Source organism: Curtobacterium sp. GC_Cur_3 (assembly GCF_026544205.1).
In the GTDB taxonomy this organism is placed as follows: Bacteria; Actinomycetota; Actinomycetes; order Actinomycetales; family Microbacteriaceae; genus Curtobacterium.
In genome coordinates, this window is the sequence record NZ_JALNUI010000007.1 from 35,050 (window position 1) to 58,234 (window position 23,185).

The 23,185-nt window shown below is 72.9% G+C and carries 21 protein-coding genes; 6 read left to right on the forward strand and 15 right to left on the reverse strand.

The window, feature by feature from the left end:
* Positions 1–80 precede the first annotated feature (80 nt).
* Positions 81–551, forward strand: a complete 471-nt coding sequence (locus tag OXR63_RS05135; protein WP_267420540.1) for a BLUF domain-containing protein — start codon at positions 81–83, stop codon at positions 549–551.
* A 17-nt stretch (positions 552–568) separates the two neighbouring features.
* Here the strand turns inward: OXR63_RS05135 and OXR63_RS05140 are convergent, their stop codons facing one another.
* Complete coding sequence (locus OXR63_RS05140) at positions 569–1,252, reverse strand: hypothetical protein (protein ID WP_267420541.1); 684 nt, start codon at positions 1,250–1,252, stop codon at positions 569–571.
* Between the two features lie 123 nt (positions 1,253–1,375).
* Between OXR63_RS05140 and OXR63_RS05145 the strand changes: the two genes are divergently transcribed.
* Positions 1,376–2,938 carry a molybdopterin-dependent oxidoreductase gene (locus tag OXR63_RS05145; RefSeq protein ID WP_267420542.1) on the forward strand — a complete coding sequence of 521 codons (1,563 nt, stop codon included), beginning with the start codon at positions 1,376–1,378 and terminating at the stop codon, positions 2,936–2,938.
* Here the strand turns inward: OXR63_RS05145 and OXR63_RS05150 are convergent.
* The 10 genes from OXR63_RS05150 to OXR63_RS05195 form a co-directional block, all read right to left on the reverse strand.
* Positions 2,919–3,764: a putative protein N(5)-glutamine methyltransferase gene (locus tag OXR63_RS05150; protein ID WP_276584865.1), complete on the reverse strand. Its 846-nt coding sequence runs from the start codon at positions 3,762–3,764 to the stop codon at positions 2,919–2,921. The genes OXR63_RS05145 and OXR63_RS05150 overlap by 20 nt on opposite strands.
* A complete protein-coding gene (locus tag OXR63_RS05155; protein WP_071279358.1) occupies positions 3,761–4,738 on the reverse strand; it encodes a ribose-phosphate diphosphokinase in 978 nt (325 codons plus the stop codon). The genes OXR63_RS05150 and OXR63_RS05155 overlap by 4 nt, the downstream gene beginning before the upstream one ends.
* Before the next feature lie 88 nt (positions 4,739–4,826).
* Complete coding sequence (glmU, locus tag OXR63_RS05160; protein WP_267420543.1) at positions 4,827–6,254, reverse strand: bifunctional UDP-N-acetylglucosamine diphosphorylase/glucosamine-1-phosphate N-acetyltransferase GlmU; 1,428 nt, start codon at positions 6,252–6,254, stop codon at positions 4,827–4,829.
* Between the two features lie 235 nt (positions 6,255–6,489).
* Positions 6,490–7,866 carry an MFS transporter gene (locus OXR63_RS05165; protein WP_267420545.1) on the reverse strand — a complete coding sequence of 459 codons (1,377 nt, stop codon included), beginning with the start codon at positions 7,864–7,866 and terminating at the stop codon, positions 6,490–6,492.
* A 134-nt stretch (positions 7,867–8,000) separates the two neighbouring features.
* Positions 8,001–9,041, reverse strand: coding sequence for an NAD(P)-dependent alcohol dehydrogenase (locus OXR63_RS05170; protein WP_267420546.1), 1,041 nt, complete (start codon positions 9,039–9,041; stop codon positions 8,001–8,003).
* On the reverse strand, positions 9,038–10,378 hold the full coding sequence (locus tag OXR63_RS05175; protein ID WP_267420547.1) for an ROK family transcriptional regulator: 1,341 nt from the start codon (positions 10,376–10,378) through the stop codon (positions 9,038–9,040). Before OXR63_RS05175 ends, OXR63_RS05170 begins: the two co-directional genes overlap by 4 nt.
* A gap of 7 nt (positions 10,379–10,385) precedes the next feature.
* A complete protein-coding gene (locus tag OXR63_RS05180; RefSeq protein WP_267420549.1) occupies positions 10,386–11,420 on the reverse strand; it encodes a sugar phosphate isomerase/epimerase family protein in 1,035 nt (344 codons plus the stop codon).
* Positions 11,417–12,514, reverse strand: coding sequence for a Gfo/Idh/MocA family protein (locus OXR63_RS05185; RefSeq protein ID WP_267420550.1), 1,098 nt, complete (start codon positions 12,512–12,514; stop codon positions 11,417–11,419). The genes OXR63_RS05180 and OXR63_RS05185 overlap by 4 nt, the downstream gene beginning before the upstream one ends.
* Complete coding sequence (locus OXR63_RS05190) at positions 12,499–13,191, reverse strand: ThuA domain-containing protein (RefSeq protein ID WP_267420551.1); 693 nt, start codon at positions 13,189–13,191, stop codon at positions 12,499–12,501. The genes OXR63_RS05185 and OXR63_RS05190 overlap by 16 nt, the downstream gene beginning before the upstream one ends.
* A 53-nt stretch (positions 13,192–13,244) precedes the next feature.
* The gene (locus OXR63_RS05195; RefSeq protein WP_267420553.1) at positions 13,245–14,441 is read right to left on the reverse strand and encodes a Gfo/Idh/MocA family protein; all 1,197 of its coding nucleotides are present in this window, start codon (positions 14,439–14,441) and stop codon (positions 13,245–13,247) included.
* A 97-nt stretch (positions 14,442–14,538) separates the two neighbouring features.
* Between OXR63_RS05195 and xylA the strand changes: the two genes are divergently transcribed.
* The 4 genes from xylA (at position 14,539) to OXR63_RS05215 (ending at position 19,089) form a co-directional block, all read left to right on the forward strand.
* A complete protein-coding gene (xylA, locus tag OXR63_RS05200) occupies positions 14,539–15,732 on the forward strand; it encodes a xylose isomerase (RefSeq protein ID WP_194661248.1) in 1,194 nt (397 codons plus the stop codon).
* Positions 15,725–17,191: a xylulokinase gene (xylB, locus tag OXR63_RS05205; protein ID WP_267420556.1), complete on the forward strand. Its 1,467-nt coding sequence runs from the start codon at positions 15,725–15,727 to the stop codon at positions 17,189–17,191. Before xylA ends, xylB begins: the two co-directional genes overlap by 8 nt.
* A gap of 85 nt (positions 17,192–17,276) precedes the next feature.
* Positions 17,277–18,269, forward strand: a complete 993-nt coding sequence (locus OXR63_RS05210; RefSeq protein ID WP_267420558.1) for an acetylxylan esterase — start codon at positions 17,277–17,279, stop codon at positions 18,267–18,269.
* 97 nt (positions 18,270–18,366) lie between these two features.
* Positions 18,367–19,089 carry a VIT1/CCC1 transporter family protein gene (locus OXR63_RS05215; RefSeq protein WP_267420560.1) on the forward strand — a complete coding sequence of 241 codons (723 nt, stop codon included), beginning with the start codon at positions 18,367–18,369 and terminating at the stop codon, positions 19,087–19,089.
* Positions 19,090–19,091: 2 nt separating this feature from the next.
* Here OXR63_RS05215 and OXR63_RS05220 read toward each other — a convergent pair whose 3' ends face one another.
* The 4 genes from OXR63_RS05220 to OXR63_RS05235 are packed head-to-tail and all read right to left on the reverse strand — an operon-like array spanning position 19,092 to position 23,173.
* Positions 19,092–19,661, reverse strand: a complete 570-nt coding sequence (locus OXR63_RS05220) for a GrpB family protein (protein WP_267420562.1) — start codon at positions 19,659–19,661, stop codon at positions 19,092–19,094.
* A 4-nt stretch (positions 19,662–19,665) separates the two neighbouring features.
* Positions 19,666–20,622 (reverse strand): carbohydrate kinase family protein, encoded by a 957-nt coding sequence (locus OXR63_RS05225; protein ID WP_267420564.1) that lies wholly within the window; start codon positions 20,620–20,622, stop codon positions 19,666–19,668.
* On the reverse strand, positions 20,619–22,076 hold the full coding sequence (locus OXR63_RS05230; RefSeq protein ID WP_267420565.1) for a glycoside hydrolase family 32 protein: 1,458 nt from the start codon (positions 22,074–22,076) through the stop codon (positions 20,619–20,621). Before OXR63_RS05230 ends, OXR63_RS05225 begins: the two co-directional genes overlap by 4 nt.
* Positions 22,073–23,173 (reverse strand): glycoside hydrolase family 172 protein, encoded by a 1,101-nt coding sequence (locus tag OXR63_RS05235; protein WP_267420566.1) that lies wholly within the window; start codon positions 23,171–23,173, stop codon positions 22,073–22,075. Before OXR63_RS05235 ends, OXR63_RS05230 begins: the two co-directional genes overlap by 4 nt.
* Between the last annotated feature and the right edge of the window lie 12 nt (positions 23,174–23,185).

The window sequence follows — 23,185 nt, forward strand, 5'->3', positions numbered from 1 at the left end:
TCGGATGTCGATCGGCAGCTGGGTTCGTTCGGCGGATGTCCGCGTTGACCCGGTCCGAGCGCGCGGCCCAGACTGCAGCCATGACCACCCTCGTGTCCCTCGTGTACATGTCCGTCGCCGTCGACGAACTCACCGATGCGGAACTCGTCAGTCTCCTCCGGGACGCCCGCCTCACGAACGACGCGCTCGGCGTCTCCGGACTCCTCGTGGCCAAGGGCGGCCGCTTCATGCAGGTGCTCGAAGGCCCGGAGTGGAGCGTCGAGGACCGGTTCTCTGCGATCAAGGCCGACCCTCGGCACCAGGACGTCAGGTCGCTGTCGATGGAGCGCATCGGCGCCCGCCGGTTCGACGGCTGGTCGATGGCGTTCGGCAACCCCACCGACGCCGAGGTCCGCGACGACCCGGGGTTCAGCACGTTCCTCGAGCGGCGGTCCGGCCTTCCCAAGGAGCTCGCGGGATCTCCTGCGGACTGGCTGCTGCGGTGGTTCCGCAGCCGCGACCTGCGCGACGTGTCCGACGAGCAGGTGACGCTCGCACGGACCGCTGCCTGAGCAGCAGTCCCGGCGCGTCAGGCGACGATGCGCTCCCGCGCCAGCTCGGCGATCAGGCGGTCGAGCTTCGGCCCACGGCCGAGCACCCGACGCGAACCGGGTGCCGTCCGGACGAAGAACGTCGCGACGGCCGTCGTCTCGTCGGGCCGGACGTAGTGCACCGCGACCGCACAGCCCGTGCGGCCGCCCTGACCGGTCGCGTCCTCGAGTCCGACGTGCATGACCCGGCTCCACCGGATGACGAGCAGCCGGGTGGCCCGACGCTCGTCGAGTTCCCAGAGCGAGGCCTCCGTCGCGCCGAACGCCCACGTCACGCGGGCGCCGAGCGGGACCTCGGGTCGGGTCTCCTCGACCGTCAGCCGGAGTTCGGCGGTGGGCGCGGCGGGCACCAGCCACACCGTGGGGTCGATCCGGCGGATGGCGAGGGCGAGTGACTCGTCCTCGCGACGCCGGCGGAGGCCCTGCATCCGGAGGATCCCGGCCAGGACGACCCCGACGCCGAGGGCGATGACGACCACCTCGGCGACGCCGAACACGGTGAGGTCGGCGTCGGGCGTCCGCGACACGACGACGATCCTGGCGACCAGGAGCGCTGCCCACACACCGACGATGACCCAGCGGATCATCGCGAGGCGGCGGAGCGGCGACATCCGCTGCCGGGCGCGACCGTCCCGCGGGACACGGTCGGGTCGCCTCAGCACGTCCCGATCCTCGCACGGTCCGCCGGAGAACCCCACCGACCATCCGTGAACTCCCGGCGACCCGCTCAGGTGGGACGAGCCTCCACAGGCGGTGCACTCAGCGTGCAGCCGTAGCATCGGCCGGTGCCCACCAGTCGAACGACCCTGCGTCCGCGCCTGGCTGCGGCTGCGGCCGGCGTCGTCGCCGCGCTCGCCTTCCTCGCCGTCGCCGAGCTGTGCGCCCTCGTCCTCGGCGGTGCGGGCAGCCCCCTCGTCGCGGTCGGCTCCGCCGTCATCGACCTCGCCCCGGGCGGGGCGAAGGACCTCATGGTCGCGCTGTTCGGCACGGGTGACAAGGTCGCGCTCTTCGTGCTCATGGCGGTGCTCATGCTCCTGGTCTCGGCCGGTGCCGGGGTCCTGGAACTCCGCCGACCGCCGTTCGGCGCGCTCGTCTTCGCCATCGGCGGCGCCCTCTCGCTGCTCGCCGTGACCACTCGGTCCGGCTCGGGCACCTGGGACGGCGGCCCGTCGGTCCTCGGGGTCGGCGCGGCCGTGATCGTCCTCCGCGTGCTCGTCGAGCGGCTGCGGACCTGGCGGTTCGCCGCCGCGACACCGACCAGGACCGAGGCCCAGCCGGAGCGCCGCTCGTTCCTCGTCTGGACGGCGGCCCTCGGGGTGGTCTCGATCGTGGCCGGAACCGGCGCGCGGCTCGGCACGGCCGGCATGCAGCGCGCCGCGGCAGTGCGACGCTCCATCCGCCTGCCGGCACCGGTCAACGCCGCCCCCGCGGTGCCGGCCGGGGCATCGCTCGACGTCGAGGGCATCACGCCGTACGTCACCCCGAACGCCGACTTCTACCGGATCGACACCGCGCTCCGGGTGCCGTCGATCGACCCCGCGGACTGGTCCCTCCGGATCCACGGCGCGGTCGAGCACGAGATCACCCTGAGCTGGGACGACCTCCTCGCCCTCCCCCTCGAGGAGCACATGGCGACGTTGAGCTGCGTGTCGAACGAGGTCGGTGGCGACCTCATCGGCAACGCGCTCTGGCTCGGCCACCCGATCCGCACGCTCCTCGCCCGTGCCCGACCCACCGGGAACGCGGACATGGTCCTCTCGACGAGCGAGGACGGCTTCACCGCGGGCACGCCGCTCGACGTCCTGCAGGACGAGGGGACGAACGCGCTGCTGGCCGTCGGGATGAACGGCCACCCGCTGCCCGCGGAGCACGGCTTCCCTGTCCGGATGGTCGTCCCCGGGCTGTTCGGCTACGTATCCGCGACGAAGTGGGTCGTCGACCTCGAGGTCACCCGCTTCGCCGACGCCCAGGGGTACTGGACCCCGCGGGGCTGGTCAGCCCGCGGCCCGGTGAAGCTGGAGTCGCGCATCGACACCCCGGCGAACGGCAGCACCGTCTCCGTCGGCGACCGGGTCGCGATCGCCGGGGTCGCCTGGCATCCGCACACGGGCGTCAAGGCCGTGCAGGTGAAGGTCGGTTCGGCGGACTGGCAGGACGCCGAGCTCGCCGACTCCGTGTCCTCGGACACCTGGCGGCAGTGGGTCCTGCGGTGGACGGCGACGGCCGGCACGCACGACGTGCAGGTCCGGGCCGTCGGTGCCGACGGTCAGGTGCAGACGAGCGTGCAGCGCCCCCCGGCACCGAACGGCGCCACCGGGTGGGACGCGATCACGCTGACGGCGCGCTGACCCCGAGCGCTGCAGCAGCAGCTCCGGCTGCGGCTGCGGCTGCGGCTGCGGCTGCGGCCACGGCGACCACGCACGTGCCGTCGACCTCGTCGTCGTGCTCGACCCGCGCCGCGAACCCCGCGGACGCGAACACCGCGACGGACTCCGCCGCCTGCGCCGACGACACCTCGATCACCACGGCCCCACCCGGCCGGAGCCACTCCCCCGCCCCGGCGGCGATCCGGCGGTGCAGGTCGAGGCCGTCCCCGCCGCCGTCGAGCGCGACACGGTGCTCGTGGTCGCGGGCCTCGGCCGGCATCGTGGCGATCGCCTCGGTCGGCACGTACGGCGCGTTCACCGCGATGACGTCCACCACCCCGCGGAACCGGGTCGGCAGCGGCGCGAACAGGTCTCCGGCGACGACGATGCCGCGGTCGCCGATGTTCTCGGCCGCGATGTCGACCGCGTCGGGGTCGATGTCGGACGCGACGAGGTCGAGCGCACCGACGCGTCCGAGCAGGGCGACGGAGATCGCTCCGGCGCCGCAGCACAGGTCGACCACGCGGTCGTAGCGGTGCAGCAGCTGCGCGGCCTGCTCGACCACGATCGTGGTGCGGGTGCGCGGGACGAAGACGCCCGGTGTGACGCGGATGCGATGGCCGTCGAAGGCAGCCCACCCGAGCACGTACTCGAGCGGCTCACCGGCCAGGCGACGCTGGACGACGGACCGGAGTCGTGCCGGGTCGCCGTCGCCGGCTGCCAGCAGCAGGTCGGCCTCGTCCTCGGCGAAGACGCTCCCCGCCGCCCGGAGTCGGGCGGCGAGGGCGTCACGCGCGGGGTGGATCAGGCTGCACCATCGAACATGGACGTCACCGAGCCGTCATCGAAGACCTCGTGGATCGCGCGCGCCAGCAGCGGGGCGATCGGCAGGATCTCGAGACGGTCCCAGCGCTTCTCGACCGGCACCGGCAGGGTGTCGGTCACGACGACGCGGTCGATGAACTCGCTCTGCAGCAGTTCGGTGGCCGGGTCGGAGAACACGGCGTGCGTCGCGGCGACCACGACGCCGATGGCCCCGGCGGCCTTCAGGGCCTCTGCGGCCTTGGCGATGGTGCGCCCGGTGTCGATGAGGTCGTCGACGAGCAGGCACCAACGACCGGAGACGTCACCGACGATCTCGTGCACGGTGACCTGGTTCGGCACGAGCGGGTCGCGGCGCTTGTGGATGATGGCGAGCGGTGCGCCGAGCTTCTCCGACCAGATGTCGGCCACGCGGACGCGGCCCATGTCCGGGGAGACGACCGTCAGCATCGACGGGTCGAGGATCGCCTTGAAGTGCTCGAGCAGGACCGGCATCGCGAAGAGGTGGTCGACGGGGCCGTCGAAGAAGCCCTGGATCTGCGCGGCGTGCAGGTCGACGCTCATGATGCGGTGCGCGCCGGCGGCCTTGAACAGGTCGGCGACCAGGCGGGCCGAGATCGGCTCGCGCCCACGGCCCTTCTTGTCCTGCCGCGCGTACGGGTAGAACGGCGCGACGACGGTGATGCGCTTGGCGGAGGCCCGCTTCAGCGCGTCGACGATGATGAGCTGCTCCATGAGCCACTCGTTGATCGGGGCCGTGTGCGACTGGATGACGAAGGCGTCACACCCGCGGACCGACTCGTCGAACCGGACGTAGAGCTCACCGTTCGCGAACGTGCGGGCGTCGGTGGGGACGAGCTCGACGTCGAGTTCGTCTGCGATCTGCGCCGAGAGTTCCGGGTGGGCCCGACCCGAGACGAGGACGAGTCGTTTCTGACCGGTCGTTTTGATTCCGGACAAGTGCCGTACTCACTCCCTGGCCCCGTGGGGCCGTGTGTCCGGACCCGTTGCCGGGCCCTCGTGTGACGGCGGGTGGCCGTCGAAGGTGTCATTCGCCTCGCGCGCGCCGAGCCGCCTCGGCCGCCGGCGTGCCGGGTCGGTGTTCCTGGACCCAGTCGTCGGTGTTGCGCTGTGGGGCGTAGCTGATCGCGAGCGACCCGGCAGGGACGTCCTTGCGGACTGTCGTCCCTGCACCCGTGTACGCCCCGTCACCAATCCTAACCGGGGCGACGAACACGTTGTGCGAGCCGGTGCGGACGTTCGACCCGACCTCGGTGCGGTGCTTGTGCACACCGTCGTAGTTCGCCGTGATCGTGTTGGCTCCGATGTTGGAGTCCTCGCCCACCTCGGCGTCACCGATGTAGGACAGGTGCGGGACCTTGCTGCCCCGGCCGATCCGCGCGTTCTTGGTCTCGACGAAGGTGCCGATCTTGCCCTGGTCGCCGAGGACCGTGCCCGGTCGCAGGTACGCGAACGGCCCCACCGAGGCGCCGTCCCCGATCACGGCGAGCGTGGCGTCGACGCGGTTGACCGTCGCCCCGGCACCGACCTCGGTGTCGCGGAGGGTCGTTCCCGGGCCCACGACGGCGCCGGCCGCGATGGCCGTCGCCCCGATGAGCTGCGTGTCGGGGAGGATCTCGGCGTCCGCCTCGATCGTCACGTCGAGGTCGATCCACGTCGACGTCGGGTCCTGGATCGCCACGCCGGCGAGCTGGTGACGTCGGACGATGCGGTCGTTGAGCACCCGGGCCGCGTCGGCGAGCTGCGCCCGGTCGTTGATGCCGGCGACGACCCACGGGTCCGGCAGCGTGACGACGTCGATGCGCCCTCCGCGTGCCTGGATCAGGGCGGGGGCGTCGGTGATGTACATCTCGCCCTGGGCGTTCTCGGTCGTGATCGCGGGCAGCACGGCACGCAGGTGCGTCACGTCGAACGCGTAGATGCCCGCGTTCGCCTCGGAGATCGCGCGCTGGTCCTCGGTTGCGTCCTTGTGTTCGACGACACCGACGAAGGCCCCGTCCGCGTCGCGCAGGATGCGTCCGAGGCCGGTCGGGTCCGGCGCGATGGCGCTGACGAACGTGACGGCGTTGCCGGCCACGGCGTGGGCGTCGACCAGTGCCCGGAGGCTCGGCCGGTCCAACAGCGGGACGTCGCCCGACAGCACGATGACCGCCCCGTCGAACTCGGCCGGCAGTGCTGCCACCGCGACCTCGACCGCACGGCCGGTGCCCGGGACGTCGTCCTGGTCCACCACGATCGCGTCCGGCATCCGCTCGGTGACCTCGGCGGCGACACGCTCGCGCTCGTGCCGCACGACGACCACGACGTGCTCCGGCGAGAGCGACTCGGCCGTGCGCAGGACGTGCGCGACGAGCGGCAGCCCGGCGAGTCGGTGCAGCACCTTGGGGGTGGAGGACTTCATGCGTGTGCCCTGCCCGGCGGCGAGGACGACGACGGCGATCCGCTGGTCGGTCATGCCCCCATCCTGGCCCACCGGGCCAGCGCGCACCAACGCCACCACCCACCGGACGGGAGGCTCGCCCCGCGTCCGCCACCGAGCCTCCCGTCCGGCGCCCTCCCGCTCCCCGGCAGCGACACCGTCGAGGTCGCACGACAGCGAGGTTGTCGCGCCGCGCCCGCTCCCCAGACGCGCGCGACAACGCCGAGGTCGTACGACAGCGACCTTGTCGTTCCGAGTCGGGAAGGGTGGGTCAGGCGGCGGGGACCCGGGGCTCGGGCTTGACGAAAGCCATCAGCACCAGGCCCGCGACCAGGACCACCACCACGCCGATGATCCCGAAGCGCGTCGAGCCCCCCACAGTCACGGCGAGGCCGAACATGGCGGGGGCGATGAACGACGCCGCACGACCGGTGGTGGCGTAGAGGCCGAAGAGCTCACCCTCGCGGCCGGGCGTCGCGAGCCGCGTGAGGTACGAGCGCGAGGACGCCTGCACCGGCCCGACGAAAACGCACAGCGCGAGCCCGAGCACCCAGAACCCGGCGGGCGCGCTGCCGACGAAGAGCACCGCCGTCCCGCACACGGCAAGTCCGACGAGCGACACCATGATGAGCGCGCGGGAACCGAAGCGGTCGTCCAGCCTGCCGGAGGCGAAGGTGGCGATGCCGGCGACGACGTTCGCGACGATGGCGAACAGGATCACCTGCGACGCGCTGAACCCGAAGACCTGGGCGGCGATGATCCCGCCGAAGATGAAGACCGCACCGACGCCGTCACGGAACACCGCGCTGGCGACGAGGAACGCCAGGACGTTGCGCCGTTCGCGCCAGAGCCGGGCGATGTCCCGGCCGAGGTCCCGGTAGGCGGACAGCAGCGTGCCGGCGCGGGCGTCGTCGCGCGCGGCCTCGGGCACGACGAGGAACAGCGGGATGGAGCTCACGGCCAGCCAGACGGCGGCGATGCCGATGGCCACGCGGACGTCCCACTGCCCCGAGGCGACGGTCGCGGGCAGGTCCAACAGGCCCGCGGTGTCGCCGGCACCGAAGTCCTGGATGCAGAGGACCAGGAGCACGACGAGCAGCACGATGCCGCCGAAGTACCCGGCAGCCCAGCCGATCGCCGACACGCGGCCGGTCGAGCGCCCGGGGGCGACCTGCCCGAGCATCGCGTTGTAGCCGACGCAGGCGATCTCGTACGCCACGGTCCCGATGCCGATGAGCGCGGCGCCGAGCACCAGGAACGGCTGGCTCGGGGCGACGAAGACCATCGCGCCGATCGACAGGGCCACGCCGATCGTGGCGACGAGCACCGAGCGACGACGGTGCCCAGAGGAGTCCGCGAGCCGGCCGACCGCGGGAGCGACCAGGGCGACGACGATGCCGGCGATCGTCAACGCCGTGGAGACGACGGTGGCGTTGTGGGCGAGCTGGTCCTGGACGGCCTGCTTCGCGGTGGCGGAGGTGTCCTCGGCCGCGACGAGCGCCGGGTCGACGAACGCACGGCTCGCCAGGTAGGTGCTGAACACGAAGGTCGTCACGACGGCGTTGAACGCCGCCGATCCCCAGTCCCAGAGCGCCCAGGAGACGAGGGCGCGACGATCGGTGCGCTGCGGCGGTGGAGCGACGGTCATGCGCGAACCGTAGCGCGTCCCGGTGGCGCGGAGGTGGCCCCGGTCCGGGGCGCGTGGCGGGCCGGGCACGTGCGGACGGGAGGCTCGGTGCCAGCTGGCACCGAGCCTCCAGTCCGGTGGGTGGTGGCCGCGCGTCAGGCTGCGGGCACGCCGCCGGGGTAGACCACGGACTTCAGGGACTCGGGGTCGGTGTCGCTCTCGAGGGCCTCGCGCACGTCGTCGAGGCCGAAGCGCCCGGTGACGAGCGAGTCGAGGTCGATCTGGCCGGAGGCGACCAGCTCGATCGCGACCGGCCACGTGCCGGTGTAGCGGAAGATGCCGGTGACCGTGACCTCGAGGTTCTGGATGTGCTCGACGGGCAGGGTCATCTCCGAGTTGCCGAGGCCGACCAGCACGGCGGCACCGGCGGGTCCCACGGCCTTGATGCCGTCCGAGACCGCGCGGGGTGCGCCGCTGGCGTCGATGAAGGCGTCGACGGGGACGATGTCGGACGCGACGGACACGACGGTGGGGTCGACGACCTCGGTGGCGCCGTAGGACAGGGCCCGCTCACGGCGCTCGGCGACGAGGTCGCTGACGACGATGCGGCTGGCGCCGAACGCCTTGGCGGTCTGGGCGCAGATGATGCCGATCGGACCGGCGCCGGCGATGAGGACCGACGAGCCGGGGACGATGCGGGCCTTGCGGACCGCGGCGATCGCGACGGAGAGGGGTTCGAGGAGGGCACCGGCCTCGAACGACACGGAGTCGGGCAGCGGGTGCGCGAACTCGGCCTCGATGGTGACGTACTCGGCGAAGGCACCGTCGACCGGCGGCGTCGCGTAGAAGCGCATGTGCGGGCACAGGTTGTAGCGGCCGGCCAGGCACTGGGCGCAGCGGTGGCACGGGCGCTGCGGCTCGACGGCGACGCGCTCCCCGATGCGGGCGGTGTCGACGCCCTCGCCGACGGCGGTGATCGTGCCGGAGAGCTCGTGGCCGAGGACGAGGGGCTCCTCGACGACGAAGTCACCGATGCGGCCGTGGCGGAAGTAGTGCACGTCGGAGCCGCAGACGCCCACGGCGGCGACCTGGACGAGCACGTCGCCGGGGTCGACGGCGGGGACGGGGCGGTCCTCGATCGTGAGGGCGTCCTGGCCCTGCAGGACGCTGACGCGCTGGGTGTCGGTGGTGCTCATGCGGTGCTCGCTCTCTGGTGCGTGGTGGCGACCCGGGTGGGGTCGGTGTCGGCGACCCGGCCGGGGTCGGTGGTGGCGACCCGGGTGGGGTCGTCGAGGAGGTCGCGGAAGCCGATCTCGGCGGCTCCGCGGAGCAGGACGTCCCGGCCGAGGGCGGCGGGGACGATGCGGACGCGGTCGGCCATGGCGGCCATCGACTGCTCCCGCACAGCGGTGACGATGCGGTCCCCCACGTGCCCGAGCAGCACGCCGAGGAACCCACCGAGGACGACGACCGCGGGGTTCACGGTGTGGATGGCGTTGCGGAGCGCGGTGGCCAGCGCAGCCACCTGCCGGTCGACGACCCGCGCGACTGCGGAGGGACCGTCCGCGGGCGCGCCGGCGCCGGCCTGCGCCACGGAGTCGGCCAGCGCCGCCGCGAGCGCCTGCAGGTCGTCGGCCGGGACCCCGGTGACGGCGACGAGCGCTGCCCGGGAGGCCTCGGTCTCCAGGCACCCGATCGCGCCGCAGTGGCAGCGGATGCCGTTCGCGGCGACGAAGGTGTGGCCCATCTCGCCCGCGTACCCGTCGGCGCCGTTGAGGGGCCGACCGGCGCTGATGACGCCGCCACCGATGCCGCTCGCGCCACCGTTGAGGTAGATGAGGTCGCGGACGCCTCGGCCGCTGCCATAGAGGTGCTCGGCCCGGGCGCCGAGGTTGGCGTCGTTCGCGACCCGGACCCGCTGCCCGGTGGCGGCGGCGAGGGGTTCCGCGAAGGGCTCGTCGCGCCAGCCGAGGTGCGGCGCGTACCGGACCAGGCCGTCCTCGACGCGGACCGTGCCGGGGATGGCGACACCGATGCCGACCAGGCGGAGACCGACGAGCTCCTCGTGCAGGCCGTCGAGCAGGGCGGCGACGAGGCGGACGGCCTCGGCGGCGGTGGGCCGCTCGGCGGTGTGCTCGGTGACGCGCACGCGGATGGAGCCGTCGAGCCCGACGAGCGCCACGGTGACGGCGTCGATCTCCACGGTGACCGCGGCCGCGACGACGTCGGCGGACGCGCGGACGGTCGGGCTCGGGCGACCGCGGCCGGTGCCGGGGGCGTTGCCGGTGCCGGGCGCAGGCGCCCCCGCACCTCCGGCCCCGCCCGCGGCCACTCCGGCGGCTGCACCCGCGGCCATCCCGCCGTCCAGGTCCTCCCCCACCAGCCCGAGGTCGACGAGCTCCCCGACCAGCGCCAGGGTGGTCGAGCGGTTCAGCCCGGTCAGTCGGGTGAGGTCGGCCCGGGTGAGCGGGCCGCCCTCGTGGACGATGCGGAGCACGCGGGCGGTGTTCCGCCGGGGGACGTCGGTCGGCACGCGGACCTCAGCGTGACCGCGAGAACGCGGCGTCGAACGAGGCGTCGGGCGGCGCGATGGTGCCGAGCCGCCGCACGAACGCCAGCGCCTCCGGCCCGCCGACGAGCCGGTCCATGCCGGCGTCCTCCCACTCGACGCTGGTCGGGCCGGTGTACCCGATGTGGTTCAGCACGCGGAAGACCCGCTCCCAGGGCACGTCCCCGTGGCCGGCGGTGACGAAGTCCCACCCGCGCCGGGGGTCGCCCCACGGCAGGTGGCTGCCGAGGCGTCCGTTGCGGCCGTCGAGCTGCTTCACCGACTCCTTGCAGTGCACGTGGTACACCCGGTCGGCGAAGTCGAGCAGGAAGGCGGCGGGGTCGAGGTCCTGCCAGACGAAGTGCGACGGGTCGAAGTTGAAGCCGAACGCGGGGCGGTCGGCGAAGACCTCCAGCGTGCGCTTCGCGGTCCAGTAGTCGTAGGCGATCTCGGACGGGTGCACCTCGAGCGCGTACCGCACCCCGACCTCCTCGAAGACGTCGAGGATCGGCGACCAGCGGTCGTGGAAGTCCTGGTACCCGGCGTCGATCATCGCGGGCGGCACGGGCGGGAACCCGGCGACGGTCTTCCAGATCGAGGACCCGGAGAATCCGGTGACGGTGTCGACACCGAGCGCGGCGGCCGCGCGGGCGGTCCACTGCAGCTCCTCGGCGGCGCGCTGTCGGACGCCCTCGGGGTCGCCGTCGCCCCACACGTGCGGCGGCAGGATGTCCTCGTGCCTGGCGTCGATCGGGTCGTCGCACACGGCCTGTCCGACCAGGTGGTTCGCGATCGTCCAGACGCCGAGGCCGTTCTCCCGCAGGATCCGCTGCCGGTCGGCGACGTACTCCGGGTCCGTCGCGGCGCGCCGGACGTCGAGGTGGTCGCCCCAGCAGGCGATCTCCAGGCCGTCGTAGCCCCACTCCCCGGCCAGGCGTGCGACCTCCTCGAACGGCAGGTCGGCCCACTGTCCGGTGAACAGCGTGACCGGACGGGAGGCTCGCCCCGCGTCCGCCACGGCGCTCACCAGGACTCCGGTCGGGTCCCGGCGGCCACCGGTGCCGGTCGGTCGACACGCGACCCGACGGTGACGACGGTGTGGTCGCGGCCGGCGGTGGTGATCGCCTCCATCACGTCGAGGACGTGGAACGCGAGGTCGCCGGAGGCGCGGTGCTCGCGGTCGGTCTCGACGGCGCGGGCCAGGTCGGACAGCCCGTACCCGCGCCCGGCGTCCTGGTACCCGGCGCCGACGGGCAGCTCGCGCCAGTCGCGGTCGTCCGCGGTGGCGATGCGCACGGGGTCGGAGAAGCGGTTCGGGTCAGCGACGCCGAGGGTGCCGGCGGTGCCGTAGACCTCGAAGAGCGGGCTCTGCGTGGCCCAGACCTCGAACGACAGCGTCACGGTGGAGACCACGCCGCCCTCGTGCTCCAGGATGGCGACGACGTGGGTGTCGATGTCCACCGGCAGCACCGTGCCGGCGGCAGGACCGGTGGCGATCGTGCGCTCACGGGTGGACCGGGTCGTGCTGCCGCTGACGCGGACGACCGGGCCGAAGAACGTGACGAGGCTGGTCAGGTAGTACGGGCCCATGTCGAGGAGCGGACCGCCGCCCGGCTGGTAGTAGAAGCCGGGTGCCGGGTGCCAGAGCTCGTGCCCCGGGGCGCTCCACGACACCGCGGCGCCGAGCGGGGTGCCGATCAGGCCGTCGTCGAGCGCGGCCCTGGCGGTCTGGATCCCCGTGCCGAGGACGGTGTCGGGCGCGCTGCCGACGCGAAGCCCGGCGACGCGTGCCTGCTCGAGCACCGGGGTGGCCTCGGCCGTCGAGAGCGCGAGGGGCTTCTCGCCGTAGACGTGCTTGCCCGCGGCGAGCGCCCGGGCGGCGACGTCGGCGTGCGCGGCCGGGATCGTGAGGTTGAGGACGACGTCGACGTCGTCGTGGGCGAGGAGCTCGTCGACGCCGAGCGCCAGGACGCCCTGCTCGGCGGCGACGGCCGCGGCACGCTCGGTGTCGAGGTCGGCGACCGCGGTCAGGCGGAGGTTCGGCAGGCTCGGGAAGTGCTCGAGGTACTGCTTGCTGATGTTCCCGACGCCGACCATGCCGACGTTCATCGTGCTGCCCACAGGAGTCCCCTCTCGATGATGGTGCGGACGGGCTGGGACTCGACGATCTCGACCCGGTGCCCGGGTGCGGACACGAACACGCGGCCCTTGCCCCACTGGCGGGTCCAGATCGCCGGCGCGGTGACCGGGCGGTTCCAGGCGTCCCACGGGCGGGCGTCCTGCGTCGTGGTCGCGAGGACGTCGTTGTACTCGTCGCTGAGCACCCAGTACTGCTCGGTGACCAGGTCGAAGTCGTCGATGCCCTGGGTGATCGGGTGCTCGTGGCCGAGGTCCGTCATGTGCACGGTGTACGGCACGTAGTTGTCCGACTGCTCGCCGATGCGCTCGTCGGGGTGCTTGCCCGCGTGGTGGGCGAACTGGCCGCCGATCATGTGCAGGTAGTCCGCGTTGTCGCGGTAGGCGTCCGCGATGCCGCCGTGCCAGCCGGCGAGCCCGGTGCCCGCGAGGACCGCCCGCTGCAGGCCGGCGAACTCGTCGTCGGCGATGGTCGTCATGGTGTTGACCTGCACGACGAGGTCGGTCTCGGCCATCACGGCGTCGTCGGCGTACACGGCGGTGGAGTCCTCGACCCGGACGTCGAAGCCGTTGTCGCGGAGGAACGGGATGAAGACGGCCGTGGTCTCGACGGGCTGGTGTCCGTCCCATCCCCCGCGGACGACGAGTGCGTGGCGTGCCATGGTGCCCTCCTGGTGGGCTGTGGTCGTGCGGTCGGTCGCGGTCGGGTCATCGGTCACGGGATCGCCGTCCAGCTGCTGCCGTCGGCGGCGCTGCGTTCGACGGCGTCGAGCACGCGCTGCACGTGCAGGCCCTCGGCGAACGAGGGCTCGGGGTCGGTGCCCTCGGTGATCGCGGTCACGAGGTCGGCGACCTCGTGCGTGAAGGTGTGCTCGTACCCGATGAGGTGTCCGGTCGGCCACCACTTGTCCATGTACGGGTGCTCGGGCTCGGTGACGAGCACGCGGGTGAAGCCCTGCTCCCCGGCGGGGGCGGTGGCGTCGTACACGCGGAGTTCGTTCATCGACTCGAGGTCGAACTGGATCGCGCCGGTGGAGCCGCTCAGCTCGATCGTCAGGCCGTTCTTCCGGCCGGTGGCGTAGCGGGTGGCCTCGAAGGACCCGACCGCACCGTCGGCGGCTCCACCCGCGAGCCGTCCGAGGAACCAGGCGGCGTCGTCGACCGTGACCCGGCCACGCTCGGTGGACGCGGTGCCGGACAGCCCGACGCCGTCGGCGAGCAGCGGGCGCTCCTCGACGAAGGTGGCGAGGGTACCGGAGACGCTCGTCAGCGAGGACCCGGTGACGTGCTCGACGAGGTCGATGGCGTGCGCGCCGATGTCCCCGAGGGACCCGGAGCCGGCCTGCTCCTTGTCGAGGCGCCAGGTCATCGGGCCGTCCTCGTCCGCGAGCCAGTCCTGCAGGTAGAGCGCACGGACCTGCCGCACGGTGCCGATGCGGCCGGCCTGCACGAGGGCACGGGCCTGGGCGATCGCGGGCACCCGGCGGTAGCTGAACCCGACCATCGCGCGGACGCCCCGCGCTGCCGCTGCCGTGGCGGCCGCGGCCATCGCCTCGGCCTCGGCGACGGTGTTGGCGAGGGGCTTCTCGCAGAGGACGTGCTTGCCGGCTTCGAGCGCGGCGATCGCGACCTCGACGTGGGAGGACCCCGGCGAGCAGATGTCGACCACGTCGATGTCCGGGTCGGCCACGACGGCGCGCCAGTCGGTGGCCGCGCGCTCCCAGCCGTAGTGGGCCCGCGCGGCTTCGGTGCGTTCGGGGTCACGGCCGACGATGACGGACATCTCGGGCTCCACCGCGAGCGGGAAGAACCGCGCGACGGTCCGCCACGCCTGCGAGTGGGCAGCGCCCATGAACCCGTGCCCGACCATCGCGACCCGCAGCCGTTGCTGCGCCTGTCGTTCCTGTGCCATCCGCTCGCTCCTTTGCGATCACGTCCTTGCCACGATCCACCCTACCGCTTATGTTGGGCGCGGCAACATTTTGTTCGACGACGAACGGTGACACACCATGGCGACGACGCCCACCCGCGAAGACAAGTTCTCCTTCGGTCTCTGGACCATCGGATACAACGGCTCGGACCCCTTCGGCGGTCCGACACGACCCCCGCTCGACGTGGTCGAGGGGGTCGAGAAGCTCGACGAGCTCGGGGCCTACGGCCTCACCTTCCACGACGACGACCTGTTCGCGTTCGGTTCGACCGACGCCGAACGGCAGAAGCAGATCGACCGCCTCAAGGGTGCGCTCGAGTCCACCGGCATCATCGTGCCGATGGTCACGACGAACCTCTTCTCCGCCCCGGTCTTCAAGGACGGCGGCTTCACCTCGAACGACCGTCAGGTCCGCCGGTTCGCGCTCCGCAAGGTCTTCCGCAACGTCGACCTCGCCGCCGAGCTCGGCGCGAAGACGTTCGTCATGTGGGGTGGCCGCGAGGGCGCCGAGTACGACAGCGCCAAGGACGTGCAGGCCGCGCTCTCCCGCTACAAGGAGTCCGTCGACCTGCTCGCGCAGTACGTCACCGACAAGGGCTACGACATCCGGTTCGCGATCGAGCCGAAGCCGAACGAGCCCCGCGGCGACATCCTGCTGCCGACCCTCGGCCACGCGATCGCCTTCATCGACACGCTCGAGCGCCCCGAGCTCTTCGGCGTGAACCCCGAGGTCGGCCACGAGCAGATGGCGGGCCTGAACTTCACGGCCGGCATCGCCCAGGCGCTCTACTCGGGCAAGCTCTTCCACATCGACCTCAACGGCCAGCGCGGCATCAAGTACGACCAGGACCTCGTCTTCGGGCACGGCGACCTGCAGAACGCGTTCTCGCTCGTCGACCTGCTCGAGCACGGCTCGCCCCAGGGCGGTGTCGCGTACGACGGCCCGCGCCACTTCGACTACAAGCCGAGCCGCACCGAGGACTTCTCCGGTGTCTGGGACTCCGCGGCCGCGAACATGCGCATGTACCTGCTCCTCAAGGAGCGCGCGCAGGCCTTCCGCGCCGACCCCGAGGTCCAGGCAGCCCTCGAGGCCTCCAAGGTCCCCGAGCTCTCCACCCCGACGCTCAACGAGGGCGAGACCTACGACGCGTTCCTCGCCGACCGTTCCGCGTACGAGGACTTCGACGCCGACGCGTACTTCGGCGGCAAGGGCTTCGGCTTCGTCCGGCTCCAGCAGCTCGCGATGGAGCACCTGATGGGCGCTCGTGGCTGACCTGGTGGCGGGGGTCGACTCCTCGACCCAGTCCTGCAAGGTCACGATCCGCGACGCCGACACCGGCGCCGTGGTCCGTGAGGGTCGTGCGTCCCACCCGGACGGCACGTCGGTCGACCCCCGCCACTGGTGGGACGCCCTCGGCGCCGCGATCGCGGACGCCGGCGGGTTCGACGACGTCGCCGCCGCCGCGGTCGCCGGCCAGCAGCACGGCATGGTCGCGCTCGACGCCGAGGGTCGCGTCGTCCGCGACGCCCTCCTCTGGAACGACGTCCGCAGCGCCGACGCGGCCGCGCAGATGGTCGAGGAACTCGGCCGGGAGGCCTGGGTCACCCGCACCGGACTCGTCCCGGTGGCCTCGTTCACCGGCACGAAGCTGCGCTGGCTCCGCGACGCGGAGCCGGAGAACGCAGCCCGCGTGGCTGCGGTCGCACTCCCCCACGACTGGTTGTCGTGGCGGCTGCGCGGCTTCGGTCCCGCGGACGAGAGCCCGAACGGACCGGACCTCGACGCGCTCGCGACCGACGGCTCCGACGCCAGCGGCACCGCGTACTGGGACCCGGCACGCAAGGCGTACGACGCCGAGCTGTTCGAGCTCGCGCTCGGCCGGCCGATGCGCGTCGCCGGTGACGGGTCCGCGGACGCCGTCGTCGTGCCCCGCGTCGTCGCGCCCGACGCCGCGATGGGCACGCTCGACGCCGACGTCACCCTGCCGGGCGGCGCCGTCGCACGAGCGGGGCTCCTGGTCGGCGCCGGCACCGGCGACAACGCCGGTGCCGCGCTCGGACTCGGGCTCGGCCCGGGCGACGTCGCGGTGTCCCTCGGGACCAGCGGGACCGTCTTCGGCGTCACCGACACCGAGCTGGCGGACCCGAGCGGGACCGTGGCGGGCTTCGCGGACGCGACGGGGGCGCGCCTCCCGATCGTCACGACGCTCAACGCGGCCCGCGTGCTCGAGGTGATCGGCGGCCTCCTCGGCGTCGACCACGGCGAGCTGGGTCGCCTGGCGCTGGCGGCGCCTGCCGGGGCCGACGGCCTCGTCCTGGTGCCGTACTTCGTCGGTGAGCGCACGCCGAACCGTCCGGACGCCACCGCGTCCCTGCTCGGGATGACCCCGGCGACCACCGACCGGGAGCACCTGGCCCGGGCGGCGTTCGAGGGCATGCTCTGCGCGCTCGCGGACGGCCTGGCCGCCGTCGAGGCGACCGGCGTCACCGTCGAGCGGCTCCTGCTCATCGGCGGGGCCGCGCGCAACGAGGCCGTCCGCACCATCGCGGCGCAGGTGTTCGGCCGTGACGTCGAGCTGCCCGAACCCGGCGAGTACGTCGCCGCCGGTGCCGCACGCCAGGCGGCCTGGGCACTGTCGGGCACGCTGCCGTCGTGGGACATCGCCACGACGACGGTGCCGGCGGACCCGCGCCCCGAGGTGCTCGAGCGCTACCGCGACGCGGTGCGCTGACCGACGCACCGACTCACCTGATCACCGTGCCCCCGGTGCCGTCTCGACGGCACCGGGGGCATGATCGTCCCCGGAGGACACCACCATGCCGCTGACCGACCTGCCCCTCGAAGAACTCCGCACCCACCGACCCACCATCCGCCGACCGGACGACTTCGACCGGTTCTGGGCTGACACCATCGCCGAAGCCCGAGCCGCCGGAGCCGACACCACCCCGACCCTGGTGCCCGCGGACACCCCCGTCACCGGGCTCCTGGTCGAGGACCTGACCTTCCCGGGCTTCGCGGGTGACCCCGTGCGCGCCTGGGTCACCCGACCGGTGGACGCCGCGGGCGACCTGCCCGTCGTCGTCGAGTACCTCGGCTACAACGGCGGACGCGGTCGTCCCGGGGAACGGGTGGCCTGGGCCCTCGCCGGGTACGTCCACGTCGTGATGGACACCCGCGGGCAGGGCAGCGGGTGGGGCGGCGGGGACACCCCCGACCCGCACGGTGCCGGCCCGCACATCGGTGGCTGGATGACGAGCGGCATCGAGCGTCCCGAGGACCACTACTACCGGAGGGTCTTCACCGATGCCATCCGACTGGTGGATGCGGTCCGGACGCTCCCGGGTGTCGACCCGGCCCGCATCGCACTCACGGGTGGCAGCCAGGGCGGCGGGATCGCGATCGCCGCGGCGGCGCTCGTCGAGGCCCACGTCGGACCGCTCGTCGCCGTCATGCCCGACGTCGCGTTCCTGTGCGACTGGGAGCACGGAGCCCTCGTCGCGGTGAGCGACCCATACCAGGAGCTGGTCCGCTACCTCGCCGTGCACCGCGACGCGGCCGAGACGGTCTGGACGACCACGTCCTACCTCGACGGGGTGAACTTCGCGGCCGGGATCACCGCTCCCGCACTGTTCTCCGTCGCGCTCATGGACGAGGTCGTGCCGCCGCGCACCACCTTCGCGGCGTACAACGCGCTCGGCTCCGCGGACCGGGAGATCGAGGTCTACGCGTACAACGGGCACGAGGGCGGCGGCTTCCGGCACTGGGAGCGCCAGGTGGCGTTCCTCCGGTCCCGCGACGGGGGTCGGTGACGCTGGGGTAGGTGAGGCTTGCCTGACCTGGAAACCCCAGGTCAGGACAGCCTTGCCTGGCTGGACAGCCGCGCCGTCCGGGTGTTTGCTCGTCCACATGGCAACCACGACCGTCCCCGCACTGCCCGACCTGTCACCGGCGGAGTCGACGAGTGCCGCGCGGCTCAACTGGCTCCGTGCCGGCCTGCTCGGCGCGAACGACGGCATCGTGTCCGTGGCCGCGGTCGTCGTGGGTGTCGCGGGCGCCGGGGTCGCGATCGGTCCCGTGCTCGCGGCAGGCGGGGCCGCCCTCGTCGGTGGGGCCGTGTCGATGGCCCTCGGCGAGTACGTCTCGGTGAGCGGCGCCCGGGACGCCCAGCGGACCGGGCAGACCGCCGCCGCCGCTCGACGTGCGGCGGCCGCCCAGCAGCACGACGACGTCGCCGCCGCCTACCGGTCGCTCGGGGTGTCAGCGGCCGTCGCGTCGTCGGTCGCCGACGAGCTCGCACGGCCCGAGGTCCGCGACGCCTGGGTCGCAGCGGAGGAGCGTGCCGCGGCCGAGGAGGTCGTCAGCCCGTGGCGTGCCGCCTGGGTGTCCGCAGCGACGTTCCTCGTCGGTGGTCTCCTGCCGTTCGTCGCGACCCTCCTCGCGCCGCCGTCGAGCCGCATCGCCGTGGTCGTCGTCGCCGTGCTGCTCGCCCTGGCCGCGACGGGCATCACCGGCGCTGTCCTCGGCGGCGCACGACGTGGCCGCGCGGCCACCCGGGTGGTCGTCGGCGGCGCACTCGCTCTGGCTGCGACGTGGATCGCCGGGATGCTGCTCGGGGCGCACGCCCTCTAGGGTCAGCGGGCCGCGCGCGCTCGGGCCCTGATGGCCTCGATCACGTCGGTCTTGGCGTCCGCGTAGTCGTTCATGTCGTCCCACTGCCGGCGGAACAGCTCGCGCTTGGTGGCCTCGTAGAGCGCCCGGTCCTCCGCGTCCGAGCGCAGACGGTCACGGAACAGCAGGTAGTCCTCGACCGCACGGGCACCGTGCTCGTAGAGGTGCACGTGGACGGTGCGCTCCGGCGTTCGCACCAGACGATGGCCCGGCTCGCGGACGCGCAGCACGTACCCGGCAGCGAGCAGCAGCTCGACGTGGTCCTCCTCGGCGGTGATGTCGTCCACCGTCACCAGGACGTCGATGATCGGCTTCGCCGCCAGCCCGGGCACGGCCGTGGAGCCGATGTGCTCGATGCCGACGGTCGACCCACCCGCGCCGAGTGCCTGCCGGATCCGGTCCCGGTGCTCGGCGAACACCGCGGGCCAGCGCTCGTCGTACGGGAGCAGGTCGACGTGGACTGCTTCGGGTCCGCCGATGACCTCGACCGTCGTCACGTCGGGGCGGCGGCCGTCGTCGTCGCTGTGCTGCACGTGGTCATCCTCGCAGGCGTTCCGGCGCGGACCTGCGGAAGCGGTCGAGGTCCTCGGACGTGGGAGGGTCGGCTCCCGGCCGGGAGACCGTCCACGCCGCCGCCGCGACGGCGTGGTGCAGTGCCGCACGCCACGTCGGCACGTCTCGTGGCCCGCGCTCGAAGGCGTCCTGGTGCCAGAGAGAGGAGAGGAACGCCGCACAGAAGGCGTCGCCGGCACCGATGGTGTCCGCGACCGGTACCCGGCGTGCCGGGGCGTGCTCGGTGTGCCCGTCCGTGAAGAGCGTCGCGCCCTCCGAGCCACGTGTGAGGACGACGGCTGGTCCGCTCCTGCTCCACGCCGTTGCGACCTCGGCCGGTTCGACGGACGGGTACAACCAGGCGAGGTCCTCGTCCGATGCCTTCACGAGGTGGCTCGCCGCCACGAACGCCTCCACCCGGGCCACGGTGGCGGGAGTGTCCGCGACCGCGGCGGGGCGCATGTTGACGTCGTAGCTGACGAAGGACGTCTCCCGTGCTCGTCGGACGGTCTCCAGCACGGCCTCCGCTCCGGGGAGCAGCAGGGTCCCGAGACACCCCGTGTGCACGAGCACCGGCGGGCGGAGTGGGTCCAGGGTCGGGCGGACGTCCCAGTCCACGTCGAAGGCGTAGGTCGCTGCGCCGTCGGCGTCGAGCTCGGCGTGTGCGACGTGGCTCGGCCGCGACGGGGACCGGTGGACCTCGTCGATCGTGACCCCCGCCGCCTCGAGCGGGGCGCGCAGCGTCCGGCCGTCGTCATCGCGCCCGGTGTGGGTGCCGAGGACGACCGGGTGGCCCAGGCGGGCGAGGCCGAGTGCGACGTTCGCTCCCGCACCGCCCGGGTGCCGACTCGTGGTGCCGTCCGCACGACGCACGGCATCGACGAGCGTCTCGCCGATGACCAGTGCGGGCCGGGACCTCGCGTCGGCAGCAGGGGCGGTCATCCGGGGACCGGCGTCTGGTCGATGCGGGCTGACGTCTCGACGTGTCCGACGACGCTGCCGCCCACAGCGCGCAGGGTCAGCGACGGGGCGGTGGCACTCGGCGGCAGGAGCGCCGTGAGCAGCGTCGCGCCGTCGTCGGTGACGACCTCGACCGACCCGTTGTCGACGTAGAGCTCGACGCTGTCGGTGTCGCCGGCGAGCGGGACCCGCGTCGTGGACGGGAACGGTGACCCCGAGCCGTACCCGTTGACCACTCGGCGGTCGAGGACCAGCTCGCGGTCACGGAGCGACCAGGACAGCGTGCACCCCGGGCCGTCGACGAGCAGGTCGCCGGAGGTCTGCTCGCGCTCGAGCCGCAGGCGGAGGCCGATGGGGTCGCCGTCGGGACTCGTGACGCGGACGGTCGCGCCGGCCATGACCTCGAGCGGCTGCGACGTGGCCGGTGTGCCGGGGACGGCGAGCTCGTCGGCCACGTGCTGCACCAGACGTGGCCGACCGTCGACCGTCCGGAGGGAGAGTTCCCGGGGCAGCGTCATCGCGCCGCGCCACCCGTGCTCCGGGAGGACGTGCGCGTACTGCCAGTTCGACATCCAGGCGACCATGACGCGTCGGCCGTCGAGCGCGTCGGTGAACGTGACGCCGGCGTAGCAGTCGCGTCCCTGGTCGACCCATCCGGGCTCGGTGTCCGCGGTGTAGGTCTCACCGTCGAAGTCACCGATGAACGCGACCATGCCCGACCCGCCGGCGGGGTGTCCGTCGCCGAGGCTCAGCAGCAGGACCCACCGGACGTCTCCGCTGTCGGGGTCCGTCAGGGGGAACAGGTCGGGACACTCCCAGATCCCGTCGACCGCGATGACCGGGTCGAACCGGCTGAGCTGGCGCCACTCGACCAGGTCGTCCGACCCGTAGACCAGCACCGCCCGCTCCACGGCTTCGACGGCGACCATCACCCACCGCTCGTCGACGCCGTCGGACCACCGGAAGACGTGCGGGTCCCGGAAGTCCGTGGACCCGCGGTCGAGGACCGGACCGCCGGCACGCTTGGACCACGTCCGACCGCCATCGGCACTCGTGGCGAGCGCCTGCGCCTGGGACCCGGCGCGGTCCGAACTCGCCGTGCCGACGCTGGTGTAGATCGCGACGAGGTCGCCAGCCCGGGGTGCGTCGTCCCGGTCCGACGGCCGTGCGACGACGACGCTGCCGGAGAACACGTCCTCGTCGGCGTCGTGCAGGATCGCGACGGGCTCCTCGTGCCAGGTGCGCAGGTCGGTCGACCAGGCGTGCCCCCAGGACATGGTGCCCCAGTCCGTGCCGTGGGGGTTGTGCTGGAAGAAGAGGTGCCACCGGCCCCCGTGGACGACGAGTCCGTTCGGGTCGTTCATCCACCCCTGCCGCGGGGTGAAGTGCTGCCGGGGCCGGAGCAGGTCACCGCTCGTGGCCTGGACCGTGCTCATCGGGGCTGCCGTGCGCGGGCGTCCGGGAACGCGGGGAACGGAGTGGTCGCACCCGTCTGGTACCAGTACGCGGTGGAGCAGACGTCGTCGTTGCGCTCGAAGAGCCCGCCGTCCCATGCCCCGATCTGCTGCAGCGTGACGCGGAGGGCCGAGTCGAACAGGATCGGGTCCGGCAGGTGCCAGCGGTACATGCCGTGACTCGGAGCCATGGCGGTCGCGAAGGGCGACGCCGCGGTGGTGTCGGTGATGGTGCGCTGCGGGTAGCCGAAGTACGGGGCGCTGTACGTGATCGGCTGCGGCTCCGGGCTGGCACGGAGGGCGTCCTGGAACGCCCACGCACCACCCGCGTAGTCCTCGAGGCCGGTGCTGCACTGGGTCGGGTGGGTGGTGTCGTCGTCCAGGAAGAACTTCACCTCGCCCTCACCCCACCAGTACCGCTCGAGCGACGTCAGGCCGATGAACGTGCCGAGGTACCGGCCGGCGCCGGTCACGCCGTCGAGGACGACGTGGTCGTTGCCGTGGCCGGCGGTCGCGTTGCTGCGTCGCCACTGCGCGTGGAAGGACCCGACGTTGTCCGCGATGTCGTCGCCGACCGTGTAGTCGACCTGGAAGAACACGGCGTCGACGTCGTCGGGGTGGTCGCTGTCGATCACGATGCGGGCGTGCTTCCGGAACGGCATGGCGAAGTAGGAGTTCATCCCACCGGTGGGTGCGACGGTGATCGGGATCGACGTGACGAGCGCGCGCTCGGCGAACCCGTTGCAGAAGAAGTCGCCGACGGGCGCCTCCACCGCCGGGGTCTCGAAGCCGTCCCAGTAGATGCGGAGCACGAGGTTGCGGAGGACGAACGGGTTCGTCTCGGTGGTGTCGGGGACCGTCAGCCAGATGTGCCGGATCACGCCGGGCCCGTCGATGTCGGCGAGGACGAGACGTCCTCTTGCCGGCAGCGCCGAGAACGCGCGGCCCTTCCGCCCGGGGCCGAGGTCCGAGGCGGTCCGTGCGGCCCCACCGGGCGACCCGTCGGGGTTCTCGGCGTTGATGGAGCGGCTCCTGACACCGGTGGGCAGGACGGCGAGCTGGTCGAGTTCGTGGATCATGGTGTCGCTTTC

Bases quoted from the DNA above. Each gene is read 5' to 3' on its own strand.
- OXR63_RS05195 (WP_267420553.1), bottom strand. From the start codon at position 14,441: ATGGCACAGGAACGACAGGCGCAGCAACGGCTGCGGGTCGCGATGGTC.
- OXR63_RS05230 (WP_267420565.1), bottom strand. From the start codon at position 22,076: ATGAGCACGGTCCAGGCCACGAGCGGTGACCTGCTCCGGCCCCGGCAG.
- glmU (WP_267420543.1), bottom strand. From the start codon at position 6,254: ATGACCGACCAGCGGATCGCCGTCGTCGTCCTCGCCGCCGGGCAGGGC.
- OXR63_RS05235 (WP_267420566.1), bottom strand. From the start codon at position 23,173: ATGATCCACGAACTCGACCAGCTCGCCGTCCTGCCCACCGGTGTCAGG.
- OXR63_RS05170 (WP_267420546.1), bottom strand. From the start codon at position 9,041: ATGAGCACCACCGACACCCAGCGCGTCAGCGTCCTGCAGGGCCAGGAC.
- OXR63_RS05135 (WP_267420540.1), top strand. From the start codon at position 81: ATGACCACCCTCGTGTCCCTCGTGTACATGTCCGTCGCCGTCGACGAA.
- OXR63_RS05225 (WP_267420564.1), bottom strand. From the start codon at position 20,622: ATGACCGCCCCTGCTGCCGACGCGAGGTCCCGGCCCGCACTGGTCATC.
- OXR63_RS05210 (WP_267420558.1), top strand. From the start codon at position 17,277: ATGCCGCTGACCGACCTGCCCCTCGAAGAACTCCGCACCCACCGACCC.
- OXR63_RS05190 (WP_267420551.1), bottom strand. From the start codon at position 13,191: ATGGCACGCCACGCACTCGTCGTCCGCGGGGGATGGGACGGACACCAG.
- OXR63_RS05215 (WP_267420560.1), top strand. From the start codon at position 18,367: ATGGCAACCACGACCGTCCCCGCACTGCCCGACCTGTCACCGGCGGAG.
- OXR63_RS05165 (WP_267420545.1), bottom strand. From the start codon at position 7,866: ATGACCGTCGCTCCACCGCCGCAGCGCACCGATCGTCGCGCCCTCGTC.
- xylA (WP_194661248.1), top strand. From the start codon at position 14,539: ATGGCGACGACGCCCACCCGCGAAGACAAGTTCTCCTTCGGTCTCTGG.